This is a genomic window from Thalassoglobus sp., assembly GCF_048270125.1.
Taxonomy (GTDB): domain Bacteria; phylum Planctomycetota; class Planctomycetia; order Planctomycetales; family Planctomycetaceae; genus Thalassoglobus.
This window is the reverse complement of record NZ_JBLWTN010000013.1, coordinates 58257-82143: the sequence shown is the minus strand read 5'-3', so window position 1 is coordinate 82143 and position 23887 is coordinate 58257. Positions and strand designations below refer to the sequence as shown.

Sequence of the window (23887 nt, the reverse complement as noted above, 5' to 3'; positions counted from 1 at the left end):
ACTTGAATCAATGATCATCGTTTTTGTGAACAATAATAATTCCAGGAGTATTGCTCGCGTTTCCTGGAACTGACTCGAAAACCTGACTTTCGCCTCTCAAATACTGAGAAAACCCTGCATCACAGACGTTTTCAGAACCGCTCTTTAATGCAACCAATGTCCTGCTGTTGCCTCAGCTTGTCGTTCAATCTTCCGTCTTGATGCCTGTGCAATGGCCATTCTGACGAGTTCAGCGTCGGCACGTTTGATCCAGTCCGATTCCAGGAGTTCATGCCGTACAAGCTCGACCAGATTGCTCCCTTCTTCCTTCAGGATCTCTTCAAAATCAATTTGTAAACCTGTTGCTTCTTCCAGACTTTCTGGCTCGAGAAGTTGTTTCGTCATCCGCTCGAGTCGGTGAATTCGGCGAACTTCCGTCTCTCCGTCGAGTTCTCCTTCAAGGAGATCCCACATTTCGGTTTCGGACTCGCGCTCGCGGAGTGAATCGAAGAGTTTGCCTTCGCCTTTCACACGCCAGTTCATCACCCAGAGTTGTTCGTCGTTGTCCGCGACGCGCTCCATCACCATCAGAGCCATTCGCTCGACCAGATCATTCCAGTTCGTGTGACGCTCAATGCTTAGAGTGATATCTTCCCAGCGAATCGGAGCGATTGCGACATCGTCAATTCGCGTTTCGCCGTCTGCATCGACATCGATGACGCTGCAACCGCAAGAGCCGGTGACGTTTTTGGATAATGACTGCGCCGGTCCCGGATCGTGGATCAAGCTGTTCCGTTTGCGGTGTGTGAACGGGAGACCTTCTCCGCAGGCGATCAAGTCGATGCCCCGATCAATCGCTGTTTGAGCAAGTGAGGCAGCCGATGACGACACTCCCGGTTGATTCAACGCCTCTGGTTGCCCATCTTTTTTCCAGCGTACCGGAGTCCCTGCGGGAAGAATTCCGATGTGATACGTCCCTGCTTGATGCTCCAGAACAACTGGTCCCCCGTCGGTCCAGTTGGTTTCGTCGGTTTCAGGTGTGGCAATGGTCAATAATGAGGCGAGAACAGAGCCATTCCGAACCACCGCGACCGGTTCCTGTTGCTCATCGCCAATCAAGGTGACATTCGGAGGCAGCTGGACCCAGCGTTTCCAGGCCGAGGCGGGGTCAAGGTGGCCGGGGACGACGAAAACATCAATATGATGTGCGTCCAGTTTTTCGAAGCCACGTTCAAGAGAAACTCGAGCTCGCAAGCTCTGCGTCCGGTGGTCGAAGCAATTCCCGGTCAGCAGCAGGAACTCCGCTTGAGAAGTCAGGCAGGTCTCAACAACTCCTTCCCAAGCCAGAATCGTCGCCTGTTCAGCGAGTTCCCGATCAGGACCAGAGAGCGGTCCCGTTCCAATTAACGGTTCATCCAAGCGCAAATTGGTCGCGTGTACAAATCGAAATCCATGCCGAGACATCCAGGAATCCTTCCCATTTTTCCATGCGAACAATCAATATCAGCCCGCTTTACAGCGTAAGTCTATCGCCCGCCCCCTTTTCCGCAAACCCCATTTTGTAAATGGTGCAAATTGACAGAAAATTTTAGAACTGACCCAAGAATATGCTTTCACTCTCTCAAACTTCGGGAAAACGCTTTGCTGCAAGCCTTTTCGACCTGATTCTCAAGATTTCTGATCCGATTGGCACACGGAGTCGGGTGATACTCTTTTTTGAAAACGGTCGGTGCTGCCTGCCAGAGAAGGGCGGGTAAGCGAGTCGTAACGACCAAGGGAACCTGAACCGATCCAAATGGCTGGATTTGAATGATTTGAAAAGCCCGGAACGGATCGGTCTCGGGGGGAAGTTGAGCAGCTAGTCCATAATGTACTGCATTACGCAAAGACTTCATGCAGCCTACGACTTAAAGAGTAGGCAATAGATTGCAACCACATTCAGGGCCCTCCTCTCCGCTACTGCCCCTGCCGTCGGATTCGCCGCTTCTTCTTGGCTGACTGTGATTTAGGTGACAGTGAATTGCAAGCTTCGCTAACCATACGAACAAAATCGGTGGCATCTGAGAAGTAGTTCTTGAACGCCAGTCTAATTTCCTCCGACGTTTCTGCACGAACCAGCACAACGTCTGTGCCGGGGCATTCTTCTTCAAATTCGAAAAGCATTTGAATTGCTGTCGTCGCATCTCGATACGAACGAACCTCCAGTTTACCTTCCGATGTGATTAAGAGAATCGTGTTTTTTTTAGTGGTGATTTCCGTATCGATGGCATTAAGGTTGCCCAACGTTTTTAGTAAACTCAACTCTTGATCGTAACGGCGGAATTGACGCACCACTTCTGCGTCTGATAGGTCTACGTGTGGCCCTTTGCACTCCTCGTAGAAGCGAGCGAGTACATCGCTCGCGAAGGCCATCGCCTCTCGGTATCGTGTGTCGCCTTGCTCAAATTTGGGTTGACTCTCTGTCACATAGCCGATTACTTCCACAGCAGTAGCCCAAGTGTGTTGAACCAACGTCCGGTACTGGATTTCGACTAGGAGTCCTTTGAAGTCCTCGCCGTTCGGCGAGTTGACGTCGTACGAATAGACGTCGTGGATGCCTCGGTAGCCTGTTATCTTTGGACGTTTGATATAATCATATTTGTCAGTTTCATTGCGCCTTTCGTGCCGAAATCGGGCAGCGAGAACCGAGTTCCGAAAGCTGTGAAGTTCCTCGATAGAGTTAAAAATAAGGCGGCAACCCGCAACATCATCCATCCGGCTGAGTTGCATTTTAGGGAATCGAGCGAGCTTCTCCAGAATCGTGTTTCGCCGTTTGTGTCTCTGAGCAACAGTGACCGGAAGATTGCGCGTGCGAGTTCTCAGTATGGCCTGAAATGTGTTCAAGACATTGCGGTGCGCCGCACGCCACTCATCGATGGTCGACAGATCGGCACTCGTTGCTGTTCCTTCTCGCACGCACTGACCTGCGCGATTGACTTTCGATTTTGATCCTCCTGGAAATGGCATAGAGTTCTCTTACGGTTTATGCTTAAAGCAAGTTCGACGAAAGTGCCTCGTTTGCCATGCAGGTAGTTTATCGCGAACTTGGTGATCTCTGAACAATCTGCATTGAGAATACTCCGAGGAGAGATGGCAGTCAATTTTAAGAGCGGAAGGGAAATGCAGCAAATCCGCTGCGTAAAATTGACTGAGCAATTCTTGCTCAGTTCGGCATCGCTGTGTTTTGTGCAGTCTTGGGGATCGCGAGTATTACTTGGTCAATCAGGATATGGCGCAGGCCGCAAGAAGATCCGGAAGTCGAGGACGGTCCGTCACAAAGTTGAATCATTCGCAGTAATTGCCTGACTTCCAGGCATCATGTGAGAGCTGCGATTAACTACGAGCTTCGACCGGCTGAGGCGGCGTTGAGTTTGCGCATCGACATCAGATGGAAAAATGCCTTCAGAGTGTAGATCGCTGAGATGCAACCGAGTGTCAAAACGATTGATTGCGATCGAGTCGAAAGCTCTTCAGCGAAGACAAGGACGCTGATTGTCGCCAGGCAACCGAATCCCGAGATCACGGCGACAGCCCGGAAGTTTCGGCGTTCATGCTTCAAATTCGATTTTGCGATATCGACTCTTGCAGAGTTGACCGCAACTTCGCGTAACGCCCGGAAGTCTGCTGAAGAGGATTTCTTCTGGCGATGGGAGGGCTCTTCTTTTGATATCCCATCATCAAGCCAATCGAGGGGCATCTCTGGAAGAGGCTTCGGTAATGAATCGGCTGCCGGTTTCGCGGAGTGTTCCGAAACGGAGGGAGCTTCAGCCGTGTACATATCTGATTTGCGTACCTGTGCCGGTTTTTTCTGAGGCACAACACTAGGAGCCGGGCCGCTTCGATAGCGGGCCATCAGTTCCTCGGCGTATCTCTGAACTTCATCATCCGAATCGAAAACGGATTCGTCCTCTGTTGCGACCTTGATCTCGACGGTTGTGCCCGAAGGCTGCTCGTCTGAATCTTCCTGAACAACATCCTTCATCGTCGCAGGTGAACTGAGAAGAGGCCCATTGAGAGCGTCCTCCGTGACGGGCTCAAACTCATCGCTGCTTTCTTTACCTTCGGAAACGTGTTTGGACTTTGACGAAAACTCTGGAGAGTCCTCGGGAGTGAATGGCTCGAGTTCTGATTCGTCTGCTGCAAGAGAAGTTTGTTCCGAGTCAGCGAGTCGACGTCGTTCGAGGAAAGCGGTCTGTTTTGTGACGAAAGATTTTCGATCTTGCTCCAGTGCTAACCGAGCAACTTCCAGAGACTGGATGGCTTCATCGATCGAACGTTGCTGAGCGTCGAACTGTGCTTGCTGTGCAGCCTGCAATTTGACGATTTGCTCATTATGCGCGATGTCCTGACGGACTTGCTGTTCGCGGTGAGTGATCTGTTGCAGCTTCTCGTTGATGCCGACTTCGCACTCTAAGAGTTTCTGTTGTTGTTCTTCAATGAGTTCCAGTTGCGATTGGACCTTAAGCCTGTCGGCCTCGAAGATCGCCCGCCTTTCTTTCGCTTGCTCATCTTTCTTGGCAACTTCTTCTGCGAAGACGTTAAGTGATGATTCCCAACTCTCAAGTTCAAGCAGTTTTCTTTGCTGGTCGCCTGTTCGCTGCTTGAGTTGTCCTTTTTCTGCTGCGAGTTCCATTTGTGCAGCAGCGATTTTTTCGAGTTCTTCAGTGACCTGACCATGTTGTTGTTCGATCGCTTCCGATTCGCGAGCGAGTCCTTCTCGGACAGTCATCAGGTTTTGATTGCGAGCTTCGAACTCCAACCTCTGCTGTTCAATCCGCTTGGTTTCGACCTCTAATTCGTAGCGATGTTCTTCGAATTGTTGACATTGATACCGCAATTCCTCTGCTTCCTGGTCGAGGTGGTACGCTTGGCTGAGGAGATCGAGCTCGTGCTTCTGAAGTCTCGCTTCCGACAGCTGGAGTTGCTTCCGTTGAACGAGAAACTGACGTTCGAAATAGGATTTTTCCGTAGCGAGTTCCTGAAAGGATTGATTGACCCGACCCTGAAGTGTGCCAATTTCCGCTATCAACTCGTGTAACGACTTCTCTTTTGTCTCGACTTCGAAGAGGCGTTGATTCAGGTGCTGCTTTCGCACCTCGAATTCACGCTTTTGAGTTTCAAACTCCGTCACAAGGAACGGGTCTGCGACTTGAGCCTCTTGACGTCGAAATGAGTTCAAGAAGCGATTCGTAAGCGATAGTTTCATCGAATTGCCCAATTCGTTTTAAACTAATCCGAATCGCTGAAGTTGACTTCTCAACCAATGAGAAGACTCATAATTGCCCAGGTCGTCGGATAGGTTCTTAGCTGACATCGCGAGAGCAGTCGCGATACAGATGAGTGAGAAACAAGTGGTCATCACCTCGCCCAGAGGTCTCGGCCCGTATGAATCTGTCTTCACCTTAATTTATTTACGTCACAAAAGACGTGTCGTCAAAAAGCCTCTGCGATTTTTTCTCTGGAGATTTTCAAGTTCTCGGAATAAGCGCCGGCGTCGACTGTTGTGGTCCTTCTGATCCGAATAATCAGATCTGACGGACTCCGTCAGGAATTTCCGGAATCGCATGTTTTTCGCCAGGTCATCAGAGATGTTGATATTATGGTCAGCAGTTCCACAGGCCGCGTTGGGAAAGAGGCTTCTTCTCTGATATAATTTTGAACACCTTTTGCCTCAGAGGATTGAGAGATGTTACGTGCAAGTTTGAGTTCAATGTGTCTGTTCGGGATTATCGTCTTTTCTGGCTGTGGAAAGAGTGATTCCCCAGCACCGGAGGCGAATTCGCAGGAATCTGCGGCAGCGAATCAAGAAGCCCTCACTCCCGTCTCCAAAGTGGAAGATCCTTCGGTGAAAGTGAGTTCACCGATGCAGTCCACGGCACAAGATGTTTCGCCACTCCCCAGTATCTCGCTGAGTGGCTCTCCCACGGAAAAAACGACATCGAACGTCACGAAGAACGGTGCGAAATCTGCGACAGCTGCGGATGAGAATCGTCGCAAACTTCTAGAGATCATGAAGCCCGTGCAGATCATGCTTGGCAGCTGGCGGGGAACAACTCAAAAAAATATCGGGGATTTCAAAGCACTTGATGAACCGGAATGGGTTTGGGATTTCAAGACAAACCGTGACCAGCCAGCCATGGTGATGGAATCAGAGAAAAGCCCGTACTTTAAAAACGCTCGCTTGACCTACCTGACTGAGGAGGAAAAATTCACGCTCACCACGACTGATCCTGACGGGAAAGTCCGTGAGTTTGAGGGGACGTTCGCCGAGCCGGTTGAGGAGTTTCAGGGTGACGACCAAAAAATGCACATCAAATACAAATTACAACTGGAGCAAACGAACGGAACCTCGCCTCGCGATACCTGGCAAGTGACATTCAATCAGCAGGAGAACCATCGCTATCTTGTCGAGTTGGCTCGCAAATCTGGCTCAAACTTCCTTCGATTCGATACCATCGCCACTCAGCGACAAGGGACATCCTTCGCTAAATCAGATGCCAGTTACGGAGAGCGGGAGTGCATTATCTCTGGAGGGCTGGGAACTTCCCAAGTCAGTTATATGGGGAAGAATTACTGGGTCTGTTGCAGCGGATGCAAAGCAGCTTTTGATGAGGACCCGGAATCCTGGATCGCAGAGTATCAGGCGAAAGTTGCAGAAAAAGAAGGCAGTTGAGAAGAGAGACAGTTCACTGCAAGACAACAATTCACTGTAAAGATGGTGAGATTCTTTTGGCCCTGTTCTTTTCGTTCTGTTCCGACATCTTGACGGCGAAGTTGCACGTCGTTGAGGCGTCGTCTCTCTTGCGATGTGAAGGGGCGGCAGAACTTGAAACTCAGCGCATAAAAAAGGCAGCGATTGGGCGGGCTGTCCCAATCGCTGCGGGAAGAGTTGCTGCCGAAAGCGGGCCAACCTCGGCAACAAAACTAATATTAGTTCGCACGCGAATGATTGCAATGGCACTGTTTGTGTTTTTTCAAAAATTGCCAAGAAATTAAAATCGAGCTCCTACATAAGGCTCGTTCCACCATTGAAATACCTTGCTAGCACCAACGAAATAAATTTAGTTGATATGAACGATTCGATCACGGACGGGTTGACGGATTCACAAAAAGCAGCCGTCGAACATGTCGACGGGCCGCTCCTGATCGTGGCTGGACCTGGTTCAGGAAAGACACGCGTCGTCACCCGGCGGATCTCAAATCTGGTGACCAACGCGAACATCTCTCCGCGCAGTCTGCTGGCGATTACATTTACGAATAAAGCTTCTAAAGAGATGGCTGAGCGTGTTCGTGAGTTGCTTCCCGATGTGAGAGTCTGGGTGAGTACTTTTCACCGTTTCTGTGCTCGACTTCTCAGAGAGTATGGAGAAGTGGTCGGAATCAAATCGACCTTTTCGATTCTCGACAGCACGGATCAGAAGCAGATGATCCGGTTGGTGATGAATGATCTCGACTACGACACAGTTCATTATGCCCCGAACAAAGTTCTCTGGCGAATCAGCAACGCCAAGAATGACCTCATCACGCCTGAGTTGTACGCGACGCGGTTTGAGGAGTCGATCGGGGATCATTGGCAAGCAGTTGTCGCAAAAGTCTATCCGGCGTACCAGAAACGGATGCTGGAATCGAACGCCGTCGACTTCGACGACTTGCTGATGCACACAGCGACACTGTTGACGGAGAACCCAGAACTGCGAAAGCAACTCGGTGAACGGTATCGTTATATTCTGGTCGATGAATATCAGGACACAAATCTCTCTCAATACCAAATCGTTGCAGCTCTCGCGGAAAATCATGGAAACCTTTGCGTCACGGGAGACCCCGATCAGTCAATCTACGGTTGGCGCGGAGCTCGAATCGAAAACATCCTTCGATTCGAGCGAGACTTCCCGGCAGCGAAAACGATTCGCCTTGAACAGAACTTTCGTAGCACGCAATCGATCTTGCGCTCTGCGGACGCCTTGATTGATCACAACCAGCAACGCAAACAAAAAAGCCTCATCACCGATAACGAAGAGGGAGAATCGGTCCAACTGCTCTGTTTTCCTGACAGCCGCGAAGAAGCGGAAGGAATCGCGACCAAAATTCGAGACCTCGTCGACAATGAAGGTTACGCCTGGAATCAGATCGCGATTTTCTACCGGGTCAATGCACTCTCAAGGCAACTTGAGATGGCACTGATGCGGAATCGAATTCCCGTACAAGTGGCAGCTGGTGTCGCTTTCTATGACCGAGCCGAGATCAAGGACCTGCTCGCCTACATGCGGTTGATTGAAAATCCAGCAGACGCCACAGCTTTTTTACGGATCGTCAACAAGCCGCTACGCGGACTTGGAAAGACTTCACAGAACCGACTCGTCCGTTGGGCTGCAATTAATCATCTCACTCTTGTTCAGGCGGCTGCCAGGGCAGGGGAGGTCCCGAAACTCTCGAAGCGAGCCGTGTTTGGATTCAAACGCTTCGCCGAAATGATTGAAAGCTTCTCTTTAGCAGATGCGGGATCGGTTGCAGATCTTCTGCTCAGAGTCGTTGAGAAGACGCGATACACCGCTGCGTGGGAAGGTTCGTACAATGAGGCCGATACGGACAAGCTTGCGAACGTCGAAGAGTTGGTCGGGGCTGCTCGTCAGTATGATGAAGCGATCGGAGATGAGCGAAGTTTACAAGGCTTTCTTGAACAGACAGCTCTGGTCAGTGATACCGACTGGATCGATGACAAAAATGGGCAAGTGACACTAATGACACTGCATGCCGCCAAAGGACTTGAGTTTCCCGTGGCGTTTATCGTGGGAGTCGAGGAAGGGCTGATCCCTCATGAACGAGCGTTGAAAGATGGAGACCGGCGTGAAATTGAAGAAGAGCGACGCTTGCTCTTTGTTGGCATCACGCGTGCCGAAAAACGATTATTCTTGACCGAGTCTCGAATTCGCTCGATGCACGGTCGTAACGTTCCGACGATTCAAAGTCCGTTCTTGCGCGAACTCGAGTGTGAACGCCTTGAGTTCGGAGCCGATGGTTTCGCAAACGACGACCAGTGGAGACAGCCAACGCATGATGTTTCGAAACTGGCTGATCTTCCTGCAATGCCGAAGTTGATGACAGGGGCAGCTTTGCTTAATGGAGAAAAGACAGCTGCTGAAATTCCGACAGGGTTCGGAATTGGGATGCGCGTCCGGCATCCGCGTTATGGAATCGGAGTGGTTACCGAACTGAGCGGGTTCGGAGGTAGAAGAACTGTGACCGTCAACTTCTCTGACGACGACCGAACTGAGTCATTTATCGCCGCCAAGGCGCCGCTGCAACCTGTCGGTTAATACGCAGCCACGATCGTTGAATAAAGCGTTCGCATGCCTCTATTCTCGTGAAGTCTGGAGAGCAGAGAGCCGGGGAAAGAGACATGCGAAACGCCGCGTGAGTGATCTTCACAGGTGCGACACACAGTGATTTTTGTGTGAGAGTTTTTTAATGTGCGTGGTCGTGTCCGTGGTCATGATCATGGGAAATTTTTCCGCGATATGACTTGCCTCCGATTGAAAGCACCAAGGTTGCTTCGGTCTGTTCATCGTGGAGCTCGTCCCCAAGTTTCTTGTCTGAAGAGACAAAACGTGAGGACTTCCCTTCTGGATCTCCTTCATCAGGTTGAGCGGTCAGTTTGAACTGCGAGCCCTTGTCGCCATGCTTCACGTTGATAGTGATTTCCGTCGATTCAATCGGGACGGCAACTTTCGCAGCACTGTCGAGGACGTAAATTGTGACTGTCTCCGCCTTCTCATCATGTACCATTTCCCCGTGGTACTCTTCCGCTCCGAGTTCAATGAGGGAACCATGATGTGGCCCTTCGGTAGGGTGGTGATGGTCTTCATGTCCATCTTCACCCGTCGCTTGAGGGCCGGTCGTCATGGTCTCATTGGATGAAGGTTGAGACTTGCCACACCCGGTCATTGAAACTGCCGTGATGAGTGCAAGAGAGAGGCTGAAGTGGTGTAAACGTTTCATGTTTAGAATCCTTTAATGTTGTGACTGTTGTCTGTGTGAGTAAATAAAGAACTTGGTGTTTTAGCGACTCATAAAGCACCGATAGCATTTATCAAAACTAGAACCAGTCCGAAAACCTCTGGAATCGTCGCTTTCCTCAACGTTTGAGAGAGCAATTTCAAGTTTCAGGACCAGTTCTAGTGTTTGCGTAATTTTTATTGAGTTCATCTCTGCGTCAAACAGGCTCCAAAGCCTCTGCGCTCAACGTTCGACCTGTTTCGACTTCTTCATGTTCTTCGTTCAACGCGATTTCCGATTGTGATTCCGTGACAACTCGTTGGGCTTCTTTCAAGCCGAACAGCCAGAACAACGCTGGGTGAACGAAAAAGTCCAAGAGGGTGGAACTGATCAATCCACCGAGGATGACAGTTGCCACCGGATACAAGATTTCTTTCCCCGGTTCACCTGAAGCAAGCACCAAAGGAACCAGCCCAATTCCCGATGTCAGTGCTGTCATTAAGACCGGAGCCAGTCGTTCCAGCCCGGCTCGGACGATCATCGACTTGCTCCAGTCTTCACCTTCGAACTTCACCAGGTGCAGGTAGTGATTCAGAAGCAAAATTCCGTTTCTGGATGCAATTCCAGCCAATGAGATGAAACCGACCATGGCTGCCACAGTGAGAGTTTGCCCCGTGATGACTAGGGCAGCGACCGAACCGATAAACGCCATCGGTAGTGCCGCCATCACCTGCAGAGACAAGTTCACTGACCGGAACATGGTGAACAGGACCAGGAAAACGCCGATCAGAGAGACGGCAAACAAAGCCCCAATGATTTGAGTGGCCGATTGTTGTGATTCAAATTGTCCGCTGTACTCAACGAAGTAGCCTGTTGGGAGAGAGTTCACAACCGGCTGCACTTTCGCCTTGATATCTTCAACGACGTCGACAACTCCACGTTCGGAAACGTTGCACTGCAGGATAATTCGACGTCGGACGTTTTCACGATTGACGGTATTCGGTCCGCCGGATTCGTAAATGTTGGCAACACTTTCTAGTGGAACCTTTCCCCCATCCTTCAGCTCAATTGTCAGTCGTTTGAGGTGCTCCAGATTCTCACGATAATCTTCATCAAGCCGAAGCAGTAAATCGAACGTCCGTTGTCCCATCAGGACTTCAGAGACGACCTGCCCATTCATCGCAGTTTCAATGAAATCGTTGACTTCGGAAACTGTCAGCCCATACAGCAGCAATTTGTCTCGATCGAGTTCAATTCGCATCTGCGGAATGATCACCTGAGGTTCAACCATGAGATCTGTGACACCCGGAACAGAAGACATCAACGTCTTCATTTCATCCGCTTTACGTCGCAGAACATCGAGGTCATCGCCGTAGATTTTAATACCAATTTGAGCTTTCACACCTGAAAGCATGTGTGAGATGAGGTGTGCCAGTGGCTGCTCAACCGCTGTGACAATCCCCGGAACATCGGCCATCGCTTCTCGGATTTCTTCGAGCTGCTCTTCCCGATTTCTCGGAGATTCGAGATCCAGATCGATAATGTACTCGCTGGTATTCACGCCTTCCGCATGTTCATCGAGTTCGGCTCGTCCGGTTCTCCGTACGAATTGTTCGACATCCTCAATCTCCAACAGTCGCTGTTCAACTTCACGATTGATCTTATTTGATGTCTCCAGCGATGTTCCCGGGGGGAGAACAACGTTCAGTTGAATCACACCTTCATTGAAAGGTGGGAGGAAATCTTTTTCCAGGTTCACGATGAACAGGCCTGCGATTGCGACTGCAGTAAGCGTGGCCGTCAAAATCAGGCGAGGGCATTGCAGACTGAACCGAATGATCTTGTCCCCGCCCCACTTAAGAACACGCAATAAGAAACCATCCTTTTCTTCTTCTTCGGTTGATGTCTGATGTCCCAGCAACCAGTATGCGAGCACTGGAGTGACTGTCAGGGAGACCACAAGAGAAGAGAGAATCGAAACGATGTAAGCAATCCCCAACGGAGTGAAAAGTCGACCTTCCATCCCGGACAGAGCAAATAACGGAATGAACACGAGAATTACAATCATCGTGCCGAAAACAATCGAGTTGCGTACTTCAACACTCGCCCGAAAGACAACCAATAACGGATTGAGTGGTTCTTTTTTCTGCCGGTTTTCTTTGAGTCGCCGGAAAATATTTTCAACATCGACAATCGAATCATCAACCAGTTCCCCAATCGCGACCGCTAACCCGCCGAGAGTCATCGTGTTGATTGAGAGCCCAAGAAGATGGAAAACGATGACAGTACTGAGTAAGGAAAGCGGGATCGCAGTGAGAGTGATGAACGTTGTACGGAAATTCATCAAGAACAAGAACAGGATGACGACAACGAGAATCCCCCCATCACGGAGAGCTTCCACCACATTATCGATGGCCCGGTCAATAAATGATTTTTGTGAATAAAACGGACGAATTTGTAAGTCTGCTGGAAGCGACGGTTGGAGTTCTGCGAGGGCTTTCATGACTAAGTCAGTCACTTCTCGCGTATCTGCGTTCGGTTGTTTATTGACAGTGAGCACCACAGCAGGGCCACCGGTGAATGTTCCATCTTCGTTACGCAGGAAGGCCGAACTGTCTCCACGTTTCACCTGCGGTCCTTCAATCACGCGAGCGATTTGGGCCAGTGCAATGGGCTTTGAATCACGTACCTTGACGACGACTTTTTGCAGATCTTCAATCGACTGGACACGCCCCAGGGCTCGCACGAGAAGTTCATTCGGACCTTGCTCATCAAGGTAGCCCCCGGTTGCGTTTTCGTTACTGCTCATCACTGCCTGTTTGACATCCTGCAGCGAGACGCCATAAGTGAGCATGGCATCGGGGTCGACAAGAACCTGAAACTGCTTTCGCCCGCCGCCCATTGTGAAGACTTGCGAGACACCGGGAATTGTGAGAAGCCTTTGCCGGACCACCCAGTCGGCAATCGTCCGCATTTCCAGAGAGTCGGTTTGCTCGTTTTCGCTCCACATGCCGAGCATGATGATCTGCCCCATGATCGAAGAGATCGGAGCAAGAGTCGGCTTGACTCCTTCAGGCATGTTTCCTTGAACAAGTTGAATTCGTTCATTGACGATCTGACGATCATTGTAAATATCGGTTCCCCAATCGAACTCAACATAAACAACGGAAATACCAACGCCTGACGAACTGCGGACTGCTTCGACACCGTTTGCACCGTTGAGAGCTGTTTCCAACGGGAAGGTGACAAGTGTCTCGACCTCTTCCGGAGCCATCCCCGGCACTTCCGTCATCACGACGACGCGCGGTCGGTTCAAGTTTGGAAAGACATCGATCGGCGCCTGCAGCGTCTGCCAGGTTCCGTATCCAACAAGGAACAGAGCAGAAGCAATCACCAGCATTCGCTGTCGAAGTGCAAATCGAATCACTGCGTTTAACATCGTTGTCTCCTCATGCCATCAATGACTTTGCCGGTGCGTGCTGGAAGTTTTTAAGGCGGAATTGCGTGCTGTTTTGTGGAAATAAGCGGCTCATCACAAGAGCACAAATCTTCACCGAAACGGAAATCGCAAACTGCTCTAGTGGTTATGACCGGCATGAGGATCGACTCCACCGCCTGACTTATTCTTGAGTGCCATCTGCATTTGATGTGCTCCGACCCGGGCGACGACATCACCCGGAAAGAGCGAGCCATCGCTCGCGATGACGGCAGAGTATTGATCTTTATATTTCACGTGGACGGGAATTCGATCGAAGTGACCGCCGTTCTGTTGGAAGACGAAGTACTCAGCCCCCTCACGGGCGAGAGCCTCAACTGGCAAGACAATTTGATCTTTCCATTCTTCAATCGGAACCCGCAGTTGAAGCCGTTGACCGGGGATGTATTTCCATTCCACGTATCGGTTCACGGCAGCCCGGTTATCTTTCACAACTTCGTTGGGCAACCGGACATAAAAGTTCAGTGTGCGGGAGTTCGTTTCAACATGATTCGCAAGATACGCGATCTCCAACCCTTCAAGCACTTTGACGCCAGCACCTGGTTGCTGAAAAATCGCATCGACTTTCCAACCTTGTTCGGATGCCCGGCGTAAACTTGGAATGTCCTGTTCAAAGGCGAGACCTTCGACGAAGAGTTCATCGTAGTCGGTTAAAATCCCGAGTGTTTCACCCGACTGAACAGCCTGACCTTTGTGAACCTTCAAGTCCTGAAGGATCAATGGGCCAGTATGCTTCTCGCGTGCTTCCGTTGCGAGAACCCCATCTTGCGTGAATGAAACAGGATGAATCGGCGACTCCGTCAGCTTCAATTCGTTTTCGGTATGGCCATCCACTGAAGGAGCAAAGATTTGTAGCTCTCTGAGCAGGCGTCGTTTGTTTGCGATTTGATCAACTTGCTCCTCAGAGAGTCCATGTAGCCGCAACGATTCTCGTTGAGCGTTCAAGAGTGCTGAAAGCTTATCCTTCGCGTATTCACGCTCGAGCAACACCTTCCCAGCGACAGCTCCACTGCGGGTCACATCGGTGAGGCGTTTGATTTCACGCTCTTCAACATCCAATTCACCGAGTGTTCTCAGGAATTCTGTTTGTGCCTGGACGAGATCTTCATGAGTCAGTCGAATTTGAAACAGGAGCGAACCTGGTTTCACAGCTTCACCTTCGAGAGCATGAACATGCATGATCACGCCTGTCATCGGCGTGGCAATTTGTACTCGTGTTCGGCCCGGTTGCTCGACAATTAGGGCAGGGACAGTGATGGATTTGCGAAATGTTTCGAGTCTGATTGGGCGGATTTGATCGTCAGTCAAGCCAACATTTCGTCGAGCCTGAGCTGACAGCTCTAACGACGTTGCTTCATTATGTCCCGCGTGGGCAGCATGATCATGCCCTGCATGCGGATCGTCTGCTCCATGAGCATCTTCGCCGTGCTCATCAGATCCCCCAGCCCGAAAGTGCGTGATCGTTTGCATTACCCAGTTTTGTGTCATGGGTAACCAGCGATCAATGGTGGCTGCTCCCACAATAAAGACGACGACCACCATGGACGTCCAAATCCATTTCAGGGGCAATTTTGGGATGCGATTTTTCATCGTATGAAGTCCTGATGACAGGAGTAATATTGAAACAGCAGAGGTGATAACGAGCTCGAATCAAAAATGAACAAGCTCTCGATATTCGATGGAATCAGAACGAATCTACGAGTCTTGCGAGCGGTTCTTTCAGTGCTTGTGAGTGCTTGAAAGACCGATCCAGACAATTCATCGCGCATGCAATGGCGATTCGTTCCGAACTGCAAACCTGTTGGTTACGGGAGAAGGAGTGTGATCAATGACAGCAATGATTCGTCTGAAAATTGCGACGAAGTGATTGCCTGAGTGCGCAAGCAATGCGGCACATCAGTGATCAAGGTTCCCGGAGAACTTCTTAAAGCTGCCAAACCTGCTTAAAGCGATGCAGTGGCTGAGTCTCAAACGGGGGATCAGCAGGTAGCTCAAATTGGTCGCCCGATTGTAGAGGGGCGAGAGCAACCTGAAAAGGAGTCGTTCCACCCAGTGCTGCAGCGAGCAAGAGTGGATCTGTCAGTGTCACATCATCTGTTCGTGGCGTCGAAACAAACTGGCAGTCGACTTCGCCACAAGGAGCGTGGTCATGTTCTTGATTGTTCTGCTCTGACTGGTGTTGCTCGCAGTGAGCGATTTCTGCACTCTGCTGGGCGACATCGTTTTTGCAGTGATGTGAGTGGGGGTGCTCGTCAGTCACCCCTTCAGCATGTTCTGAAGAGCAAAGAATTTCTGCAAAGTGACCATGTGCAGCATGACCATGAGTATGGTGCAAGCAGCATCCAAACAGTGCATGAAACATGACTGTGATGGTGGCCGAATGGATGCAGAGTAAACGGAACATGATCTTATGACACGCTTTTGTTAGGTCATTAAGTATAGTACGGAAAAGTTTCAGCAGCGGTGAAGTTATTATCGTTTTTCGCTAAACAAGTCTAGAGCGAAACAACCTGCAGGTGAGATTGCAAGTTCCGTACCACGATCAATTCCCACTTTCAGAATTCCACGCATCGTATTCTTGAGAAACGACTTAAGGGAGTCTCCGGGAATTGCTGCGTTGCTCTCCTGAAGCTTCCTTTGGGATCAGATTGATGTCATCACACACCACGATGATCACATCGTTCTGCCAGACCGGAAAGCTCGACAAAGATCGTTGCTCGACGTGTTTTACTGACCGCTTAGTGCCTGATCACGTAAGCTGTCGTCACCGTCGTAAGAAACAACGTTACTGAGTCCACCTGTCAGGAGAAGCCCCTCGATGCGTGCATCGGCTGACGACAGGTCACTCAAACTGGTGACATAATTCAAGTTCGCATCGAAGTAAGTTCGACGAGCGGTCAACACCCTTAAAAAGTCAAACTCGCCCGCCTCTTGAGCTTCCTGAACAAGTTCCAAGGTTTCTTGGGCTTTCGGGAGAATCGCAGATTCGTAACGGGTCACCTTCGAGTTTGCGATCTGATATTCACGCATGGTGTCCGCAAGGTTTTGTCGAATCTGCATCTTGATACGCTGGACATTTTGAGTGGCTTCGCAATATTCCGCATGTGCTGCCGAGATGTTGCCTTCATTATGATTGTTGAACGGAATCGGCAGACTCAGCTGAATGTTCGCGAAAGTGTCTCCGGTTCCATCGTCGCGTCCAACTCCGAATTGTGCGTTGACGTTCGGAATCGCCTGTACGTTTTGTCGCTGCAGGTTGGCCTGTGTCCTTTGAACGCGGGCATACGCAGCGGAGAGCAGGGGACTTTTGGCGACAATTTCGTTATAGATCGTTTCCGCATCACGCGATTCTTGTGCTGATTGAAACTCACCGATCAGTACGCGAGGTGGCAGATCGGGAACTCCAGCGAGGGCAACAAGTTGCTTCCAGGCAGCGTCGTATTGAAACTCTGCTTGTTGAATTACCAACTCAACTTCATTCAACTGAATTTCGCTTTGCAGGACATCGGGGCGTGTTCCAACTTGTGCCGCGACACGATCTTTCGAGACCTGAACACCTCTTTCCATGATCACCCGGAAGTCGCGGGCGAGTTCTAATCGTTTCTGGGCAGCTAAGGCTTGGTAAAACTGAACCTGAATGTCTGTCCGGACACGTTGCCTTTGAGTTTCGACTTGCCAGCGCATCGACTCAACATCATGCCCAATCACTTGTCGATTCCATGCCAGCTTGTCGCCACGAACAAATGTTTGTGAGACGAACGCACCCTGTAATCCGCCTGCTCCTTCGTTGCCGATTTCTTCGCCGAAATACCCGATGGAGGGGTTTGGCTTGAGCCCCACTTGATAGTGAACTCCCGAAGCCTTGCTGGCGACTGCGTTCGCTTGTTGAATCGCAGGGTTGTTTTGCATGGCAAGATCTTCCAGCGCCTGCAGCGTCATCCCAGGATCGGTCGATGAGATCGTCTGCTCATCAGGTACGGGGGGGAGTTTTGCCGGCTCGGAAAGTTGTTGGTTCTCTACTGTTATTTCTGGCTGAAAATTAACAACTTGAATTTCACTTTTTGAATCCGGCTCGGCAACTGAAGGCCGGGCTGGAAGCCTGGTTTGCTCACCAGCAGCCACCATTTCACTGAATGGGATGCCTTGCTCAACAGCCACGACAGGATTGGTGGATCTCGTTTTTTGTGCTGGAATAGAGACATGAGAACGTGCTGACGCGCATCCAACGCCGAGCATTGGAACAAGTCCAAGAGCCAGCAAACGGCGAGCAAAGAGATTGGTTTTCATCACGATACCTACAGAAAATGGAATGAAAAAATGAATGGACACAGGTCGACTGCGACTCCAAGAGACTTGCTGGTCTCTCGCCTCGCGACTTTCGCTAGACCTGAATCCTCATCCCGAGTTGCCTGCTCCCGCTTTTCAAGAAAATTTCAGTATCGGTTTTGAAAAGTGAACCAACTGGTGGCACTTCGAATATTGAGATGTGATCAGCACAGGTACTCACGTTCAGATTGGATTCGGCACCAGTTCTGTTGGCTTGTAAGGAAGTCGTGGTGTCAGCAATCTGATCACAAAACGGACACTCCCTTGTGCTTCGCCCATCATGCCTGGGGCTGCCAACTGAGTCGAAATGAGCCTGTTCAATCAGGCTGTCATGACAACAGCGACACGGAGCGGAGTCATCTCTTCGAGAACAGTGCTGATGCGCTGAAGTACACCAACGACATGGCACGGCAATCTGGACAGCCAGAAGGAAGATCATCAAGGCAGAGAAAAATTGACGACTGATCACCATTGCATCCATGCGTTGGGGTGAGTTGTTGTGCCGGACGATATACATGATCAAGGATTTTGATGATTTATCCCGAATACAACGCTTCTTCTCATTTGTTCGACGTTCCGGCGAATGCAACTTGGGCATCTCCCGTTGGATCGGAAAATTCCTTACAACACGCAAAGTTTGCCAAACGATTCACCAACAGTCGGGGGAAGTCCTAAAACATGGCTGCGATAGATTTACCTTGACTCCTGGCTGTAGTCGAAGTAGGCTGGATTCATGAAGTTTTTCATGGCGATCATGTTGACCTACTCACTCTTGGCATGCCCTTTTCGTTGTTTAGGGGATGTTCCGGGGAGTGCTGCGCAGTCTCAAAATGGTGAAAGCCTGACTTCCACGGAGTTCGCTTCTGCCTGCTCATGTTGCACAAAACGCTGTCCAACTTCATCTGAAGGTGAGCAGCAGAGTCGCGGCGAAGAGAACGAATCACCGGTTGAAGACTGTGCTTGTCAGTGTCTTTGTAAAGGTGGAATTCAGACTCAGGAAGATTCTTTTGAACTCGACCTGACTCTTTCGGGGATCGCTGCACAGATCGCGTCCACAACTCTTGTTGACTATTCCTTTATGGAAATGGTCGATTCTCTCAACTTCTATGAAATTCCGGACCATCCCCTCTGCGAAGATGGTCAAGAGATCCGCCTCCGCGTTGGTTCGTTGATCATCTAAAGCTGCTCTGCTGTCAGGCATCGAGCAAATTCGAACCGTGATCAATCGGAACTCGTTTCACTGTCGAAATGCTCTGTCGTCCTGCGCAAAACTCACCGTGGTCGTGTTACCTTCGCCGGTTCGCGATCTGTCGATCTCTTCCGAATCGCATACGAGTATCACTTGAGCTGAGTCCCTGTTCGGGAATGAAATGACTCTCATTAGAGCAGTTTGCACTACCGTGTGGCCGTGAAAAACGCATTTCTCTAGTAAAAATGCTGTTCGCCACGCGGCAGAACCTGCAAACCAATTTGAAAGATGCTCTAAGCCTCTTCTCAGGGGTTGTGAGACATGACTCAGACTTTCGGATCAACTGATAAAGCTTCGCTGAAATGTTCCATCTCAAAACGCTACCGTGGGAATACGGTGTCCGAAATTTAATTCGCAGGCCGACACGCAGCCTGTTGACGCTCGCTGCGTTAACAGTTGTGATTCTGTTGGTCTTTATAGTTGTCGGATTCATTCGAGGACTGGAAACCTCACTCGCGGTGAGCGGTGACGAAGATGTCGTACTCGTTTATTCAATGGGAGCCGAATCGAATATCGAAAACTCAGCGATCCCGGCACAAACAGGAGATTTACTTGCCGCGAGCATCCAAGGCATTTCAACGAGAGGAGGCAAACCCTGTATTTCCTCCGAGCTTTACCTTGGGACTCGTGTCAGATCTGAAACCGATCAGAGCGAATCACTCGGGCTCATTCGCGGTGTGACGACAACCGCTCCACTGGTGCGCCGACAGGTCCGAATCATTGAAGGAGACTGGCCACAAGCGGGGGAAATCCTGGTCGGGAAACTTGCCCCGGCGAAACTCGGTTGGAAGTCCCACAAATTGAAACTGGGCGAGACGGTTCGGTTTGAAAACCGAGACTGGATCGTCAGTGGTCGATTTGCAGCGGGTAGCTCTGCGTTTGAATCAGAAATTTGGTGCCGACTGCCCGATTTACAACAAACACTCAAACGTCAGGACATCAGCTTGGTTGCAATGTTGTTAGGGCCAGAAACTTCACCAGCAATTGTTAATCTGTTCTGTAAAGAGCGGAGAGATCTGGAACTCCAGTCTCTTTCGGAAACAGAATACTTCGCATCTTTACAACGTCATTACAAACCTGTTCTGCAACTTGCCTGGCTCGTTGTTGCGCTTGTCGCTGGAGCAGGAGTTTTTGCAGGCTTGAACATGATGTACGGAGCTGTTGCAGGTCGAGTTCGCGAACTTGCAACGCTTCAGGCAATCGGGTTCCGTCGACGAGCGGTGCTGCTGAGTTTGATTCAGGAAGCCGTCTTACTGTCGACTTCAGCCGCTTTGATTGCGGGGCTGATTGCCACGTTTTGGCTGAATGGGCTCGCTGTCAGATTCACAATGGGAGCTTTCACTCTCCGAGTCGACAGCGTCGCCATACTGATTGGGTCTGGAACCGGATTACTACTGGGAGTGATCGGTGCAATCCCACCTGCTTTCAAGGCGTTGCGATTAGAAATCGCACAGAGCCTGAAAGCGATATAACCCAGAAACCTTAACCACTCCTAAAAACTCTGGAAGAGTCGTTTCTCTCAATGTTTGAGAGAGCAAATTCAGATTTCAGGATCAGTTCTCAGCAAAGAGGACTGAATACGAGTTTTCACTCACTCACGAAAAAGGATTTCAAATGAAACTCACTCACACGCTGCTAACACTTTCACTCGTCGCAACCACCGCCATCTTCGCCGGCTGCGGTCAGACAGCAGACAAGTCAGCCTCGACCAGTAGCCAAGTCGACAGCGACCTGCTCATCGAATCAGAACCTGCCGACGCGAAAGATGTCGGTGAAGTTTTCGAAGCCAGCAAAGATGGAGACGAGGTCACCATTGTCGGACGAATCGGAGGCTCGCAAGCTCCCTTTGTTGATGGCTTGGCTGCATTCACGATTGTTGATACCGGCATTCCGCACTGTGCGGATGATGAAGGTTGCCCCACACCTTGGGACTACTGCTGTACAACCAACCAACTTCCGGGAAATCAGGCGACAGTCAAAATCGTTGACGAATCAGGACAGCCGATTCCGAAAACCGCCAAGGGACTTTTGGGAATCAACGAGCTGTCAGTCGTCGTCGTGAAAGGAAACGCAGTCCGCGACGATGCCGGAAATCTTTCTGTGACAGCCAATCAGGTGTACGTGAAAGATAAAAAGTAAGACCGAAGTTTTATTGAGAACTGATCCTGAAACGTGAGTTAACTCTCTCATTCATTGAGAAAAGTGACCATTCCACAAGTTTCCGGACAGTTTCAAAACTTTCGATAGAGATGATGTCTGGTCCCTTGCGGATGAACTTGCGGTTCCAGCAAACGATTCCCAAGGGACAGGCAATCTGAAAATCGACAATCAGTGAATTCGAAAGGCAGGGGACAAGCCGCGGAAATTCGCTCTGCAAACCATTGTCGAGTCGCGCGGACACTTGCAACTCAAGAGTAACAACGATGACCAGTCAAATTGATTTGAAGCAACTCTCATCGGCGTCACCGAAAGGTGAGACACGACCGCAAGGGCAGATTCAGCGCCCTCAGCGGATCATCTCACGTTACGTCCTTCCAGCGGCAATTCTTTTGGGATTTGTCGGCATGGTTGGATGGGCGGCACGTGATCAGTTTGAGAGTTCCAAGGCTGTTACGGTTGTCCCCGTTGTGGTGACTCGTGCAGAGGTCCAGACAGCTGGAACTCCGTTGTTTCAAGCTGCCGGTTGGGTCGAGCCGAGACCTTCTCGACGACTTGCCACGGCATTGACGTCGGGAATTGTTGAAGAAGTTTATGTCGTCGAAGGCGAGCAGGTTGAAGTAGGGCAAAAGCTCGCGCGATTGATTGATACCGACGCAAAATTGGAGTTGCAGCAGGCTCAGGCTAACCTTGCTCTCAGAGAAGCAGAGTTACAAACGACACGCGCACACGCCACGGCCGCTCAGCAGCGACTCGAGTCTCCAATGAAGCTGCAAGCGCAAGTCGCTGACGCACAGTCCACAGTGGCAGATGCAGAGTTACAACAGGCAAGGTTGCCATTTCAAATCCAAACAATGAAAGCGAGAGCCAAATTTGCGGAGCAAAGCTACCTGAATCGAAAAGATGCAGGTCAGGCCGTCGCTCGCAGTCTGATTCAGGAAGCGGAAAGTGAGTATGTCGCCTTGAATGCAGAACTTGCAAACTTGCAGAATCAATCTCCACTGCTTGAGAAAAGAATCGAGGCGCTTCGGGCGAAAGCGGAAGCATTGCAGGTCGAACGCGAGAAGCTCATCGATGAACGCCGCTCCCTGAATGTGGCAGATGCAGAAGTTCAAGTCGCTCAAGCACGTCTCTTGCAGGCTCAACTCGCTGTGAAAAATGCGGAACTGAGACTCTCAAGAACGGTTATTAAATCTCCCATTCAAGGGCGGGTTCTTGAAGTCCTCGCATTCCCCGGCTCGTCTGTCATGGGGCAGAACCCCCAGTCGAATCCGGAAGCAAGCACCGTTGTCAGCTTGTATCACCCCGAACAACTTCAAATTCGAGCAGATGTCCGACTGGAAGATCTCCCCTTGGTCCATCCCGGTCAGCCGGTCCTCATCGAAACCGCAATTTCAAGTACGCCCATCGAAGGACACGTCCTCCTCGGGACTTCTCGCGCGAACATTCAGAAGAACACACTTGAAGTTAAAGCTGCGATTCACTCACCACCTGAATCAATCCGGCCAGAGATGCTGGTCCGAGCAACGTTTCTCGCTGCTGATCGGGAAAGCGAAACTGAAAACGGAAATACAGAACAGGAACGCATGTTGATTCCACGAAAACTTGTCACCGAAACCGACTCGGGATCGACAGTCTGGATTGTCTCGGCAGAACGGACAGCTCACCAACAGAAAATTTCCCTCGGAACTGCCGGCACCGATGTTCTGGTCGAAGTCACAAGTGGTCTCACACCGACCGACCGAGTCATCAGTGTTGGGCGGGAGAATCTTCAGGAAGGGGACAAAGTCGCCATCACAAATGAAGAAGAGTGACGGTCAAAATTTCCAATACACATTGAATCAGACGGCCCCCAGAAGGGATGATAAGAATGGCACTCGTAGAAATTCGCAATCTGACAAAACGTTTTCAATCGGGAGAAGAAACGATTTCCCCTCTCGATGGGATCGATCTTGATATCGAGGCAGAAGAATTTGTTTCTCTCATGGGTCCCAGCGGAACAGGGAAGAGCACATTGCTCAACGCAGTCGCTGGTATCGACAAACCGAATGAAGGGAGCATCATCGTAAATGGAACCGACCTGACGAAACTGTCTCGTGCGAAATTAGCGGACTGGAGAAGCGAGAATCTCGGTTACATTTTTCAAACGCACAATCTCGTGCCGGTCCTCACAACGTATGAGAATATTGAACTTCCTCTGCTGTTGCTGCCGCTTTCCGCAAAGCAGCGGCAACAACGAGTCGAAATTGCATTGGAGGCAGTCGGACTCACAGACCGCGCCGGACATTACCCTCGGCAGATGTCCGGAGGACAGGAACAGCGAGTCGGGATTGCCCGAGCGATTGTTGCCGGGCCGAAGATTGTTGTCGCGGATGAACCAACAGGGAGCCTCGACATTTCGACCAGTGAGCAGATTCAAGACCTCCTTCAGCGAATCAACAATGAACTCGCCATCACCATGTTGATGGTGACGCATGATCCAGACGTGGCTGCCATCGCAAAACGCCAGATCCGACTTGAAAACGGCAAGATCGCATCGGACACCGTGCAAGGTTCCCAGAATGGATCAGGAAAAAACCTGCGTACACAGCCGGTCTGACTTTTTTTAATCAACCTCAGTTAAAATTCCTTTGAACCCCGAGAACGAA

Annotated in this window: 16 protein-coding genes; 7 read left to right on the top strand and 9 right to left on the bottom strand. The window is 50.4% G+C overall.

Going from position 1 to position 23887, the window contains the following annotated elements; all coding sequences use genetic code 11:
- Positions 1 to 144 precede the first annotated feature (144 nt).
- From ACN0YR_RS15245 to ACN0YR_RS15230, 4 genes are all read right to left on the bottom strand, one after another.
- Positions 145 to 1443: a metallophosphoesterase family protein gene (locus ACN0YR_RS15245; protein ID WP_417850103.1), complete on the bottom strand. Its 1299-nt coding sequence runs from the start codon at positions 1441 to 1443 to the stop codon at positions 145 to 147.
- A 149-nt stretch (positions 1444 to 1592) separates the two neighbouring features.
- Positions 1593 to 1874, bottom strand: coding sequence for a hypothetical protein (locus ACN0YR_RS15240; RefSeq protein WP_417850102.1), 282 nt, complete (start codon positions 1872 to 1874; stop codon positions 1593 to 1595).
- A 61-nt stretch (positions 1875 to 1935) separates the two neighbouring features.
- The gene (locus tag ACN0YR_RS15235) at positions 1936 to 2985 is read right to left on the bottom strand and encodes a RelA/SpoT domain-containing protein (protein WP_417850101.1); all 1050 of its coding nucleotides are present in this window, start codon (positions 2983 to 2985) and stop codon (positions 1936 to 1938) included.
- A gap of 370 nt (positions 2986 to 3355) precedes the next feature.
- Positions 3356 to 5224: a hypothetical protein gene (locus ACN0YR_RS15230; RefSeq protein WP_417850100.1), complete on the bottom strand. Its 1869-nt coding sequence runs from the start codon at positions 5222 to 5224 to the stop codon at positions 3356 to 3358.
- Between the two features lie 480 nt (positions 5225 to 5704).
- On the opposite strand from ACN0YR_RS15230, the gene ACN0YR_RS15225 reads away from it, so the two are divergent.
- A complete protein-coding gene (locus ACN0YR_RS15225; protein WP_417850099.1) occupies positions 5705 to 6691 on the top strand; it encodes a hypothetical protein in 987 nt (328 codons plus the stop codon).
- A 397-nt stretch (positions 6692 to 7088) separates the two neighbouring features.
- Positions 7089 to 9332 (top strand): ATP-dependent helicase, encoded by a 2244-nt coding sequence (locus ACN0YR_RS15220; RefSeq protein ID WP_417850098.1) that lies wholly within the window; start codon positions 7089 to 7091, stop codon positions 9330 to 9332.
- Between the two features lie 148 nt (positions 9333 to 9480).
- On the opposite strand, the gene ACN0YR_RS15215 is transcribed toward ACN0YR_RS15220, so the two are convergent.
- The 5 genes from ACN0YR_RS15215 to ACN0YR_RS15195 all read right to left on the bottom strand — a co-directional run bounded on the left by ACN0YR_RS15215 (position 9481) and on the right by ACN0YR_RS15195 (position 17794).
- Positions 9481 to 10014 carry a hypothetical protein gene (locus ACN0YR_RS15215; protein WP_417850097.1) on the bottom strand — a complete coding sequence of 178 codons (534 nt, stop codon included), beginning with the start codon at positions 10012 to 10014 and terminating at the stop codon, positions 9481 to 9483.
- A 214-nt stretch (positions 10015 to 10228) separates the two neighbouring features.
- Complete coding sequence (locus tag ACN0YR_RS15210) at positions 10229 to 13450, bottom strand: efflux RND transporter permease subunit (protein ID WP_417850096.1); 3222 nt, start codon at positions 13448 to 13450, stop codon at positions 10229 to 10231.
- Positions 13451 to 13588: 138 nt separating this feature from the next.
- Positions 13589 to 15097 (bottom strand): efflux RND transporter periplasmic adaptor subunit, encoded by a 1509-nt coding sequence (locus ACN0YR_RS15205; RefSeq protein WP_417850095.1) that lies wholly within the window; start codon positions 15095 to 15097, stop codon positions 13589 to 13591.
- 334 nt (positions 15098 to 15431) lie between these two features.
- Entirely contained in the window at positions 15432 to 15911 is a 480-nt protein-coding gene (locus tag ACN0YR_RS15200) for a hypothetical protein (RefSeq protein ID WP_417850094.1), read from the bottom strand.
- 323 nt (positions 15912 to 16234) lie between these two features.
- Positions 16235 to 17794, bottom strand: a complete 1560-nt coding sequence (locus tag ACN0YR_RS15195) for a TolC family protein (protein ID WP_417850093.1) — start codon at positions 17792 to 17794, stop codon at positions 16235 to 16237.
- Between the two features lie 772 nt (positions 17795 to 18566).
- On the opposite strand from ACN0YR_RS15195, the gene ACN0YR_RS15190 reads away from it, so the two are divergent.
- From ACN0YR_RS15190 to ACN0YR_RS15170, 5 genes are all read left to right on the top strand, one after another.
- A complete protein-coding gene (locus ACN0YR_RS15190) occupies positions 18567 to 19013 on the top strand; it encodes a hypothetical protein (protein ID WP_417850092.1) in 447 nt (148 codons plus the stop codon).
- Positions 19014 to 19384: 371 nt separating this feature from the next.
- Positions 19385 to 20554: an ABC transporter permease gene (locus tag ACN0YR_RS15185; protein WP_145196702.1), complete on the top strand. Its 1170-nt coding sequence runs from the start codon at positions 19385 to 19387 to the stop codon at positions 20552 to 20554.
- A gap of 142 nt (positions 20555 to 20696) precedes the next feature.
- Positions 20697 to 21221, top strand: a complete 525-nt coding sequence (locus ACN0YR_RS15180; protein ID WP_417850091.1) for a hypothetical protein — start codon at positions 20697 to 20699, stop codon at positions 21219 to 21221.
- A 284-nt stretch (positions 21222 to 21505) separates the two neighbouring features.
- Positions 21506 to 23053: an HlyD family efflux transporter periplasmic adaptor subunit gene (locus tag ACN0YR_RS15175; RefSeq protein ID WP_417850090.1), complete on the top strand. Its 1548-nt coding sequence runs from the start codon at positions 21506 to 21508 to the stop codon at positions 23051 to 23053.
- A gap of 56 nt (positions 23054 to 23109) precedes the next feature.
- On the top strand, positions 23110 to 23838 hold the full coding sequence (locus ACN0YR_RS15170) for an ABC transporter ATP-binding protein (RefSeq protein ID WP_417850089.1): 729 nt from the start codon (positions 23110 to 23112) through the stop codon (positions 23836 to 23838).
- The last annotated feature ends 49 nt before the right edge of the window (positions 23839 to 23887 follow it).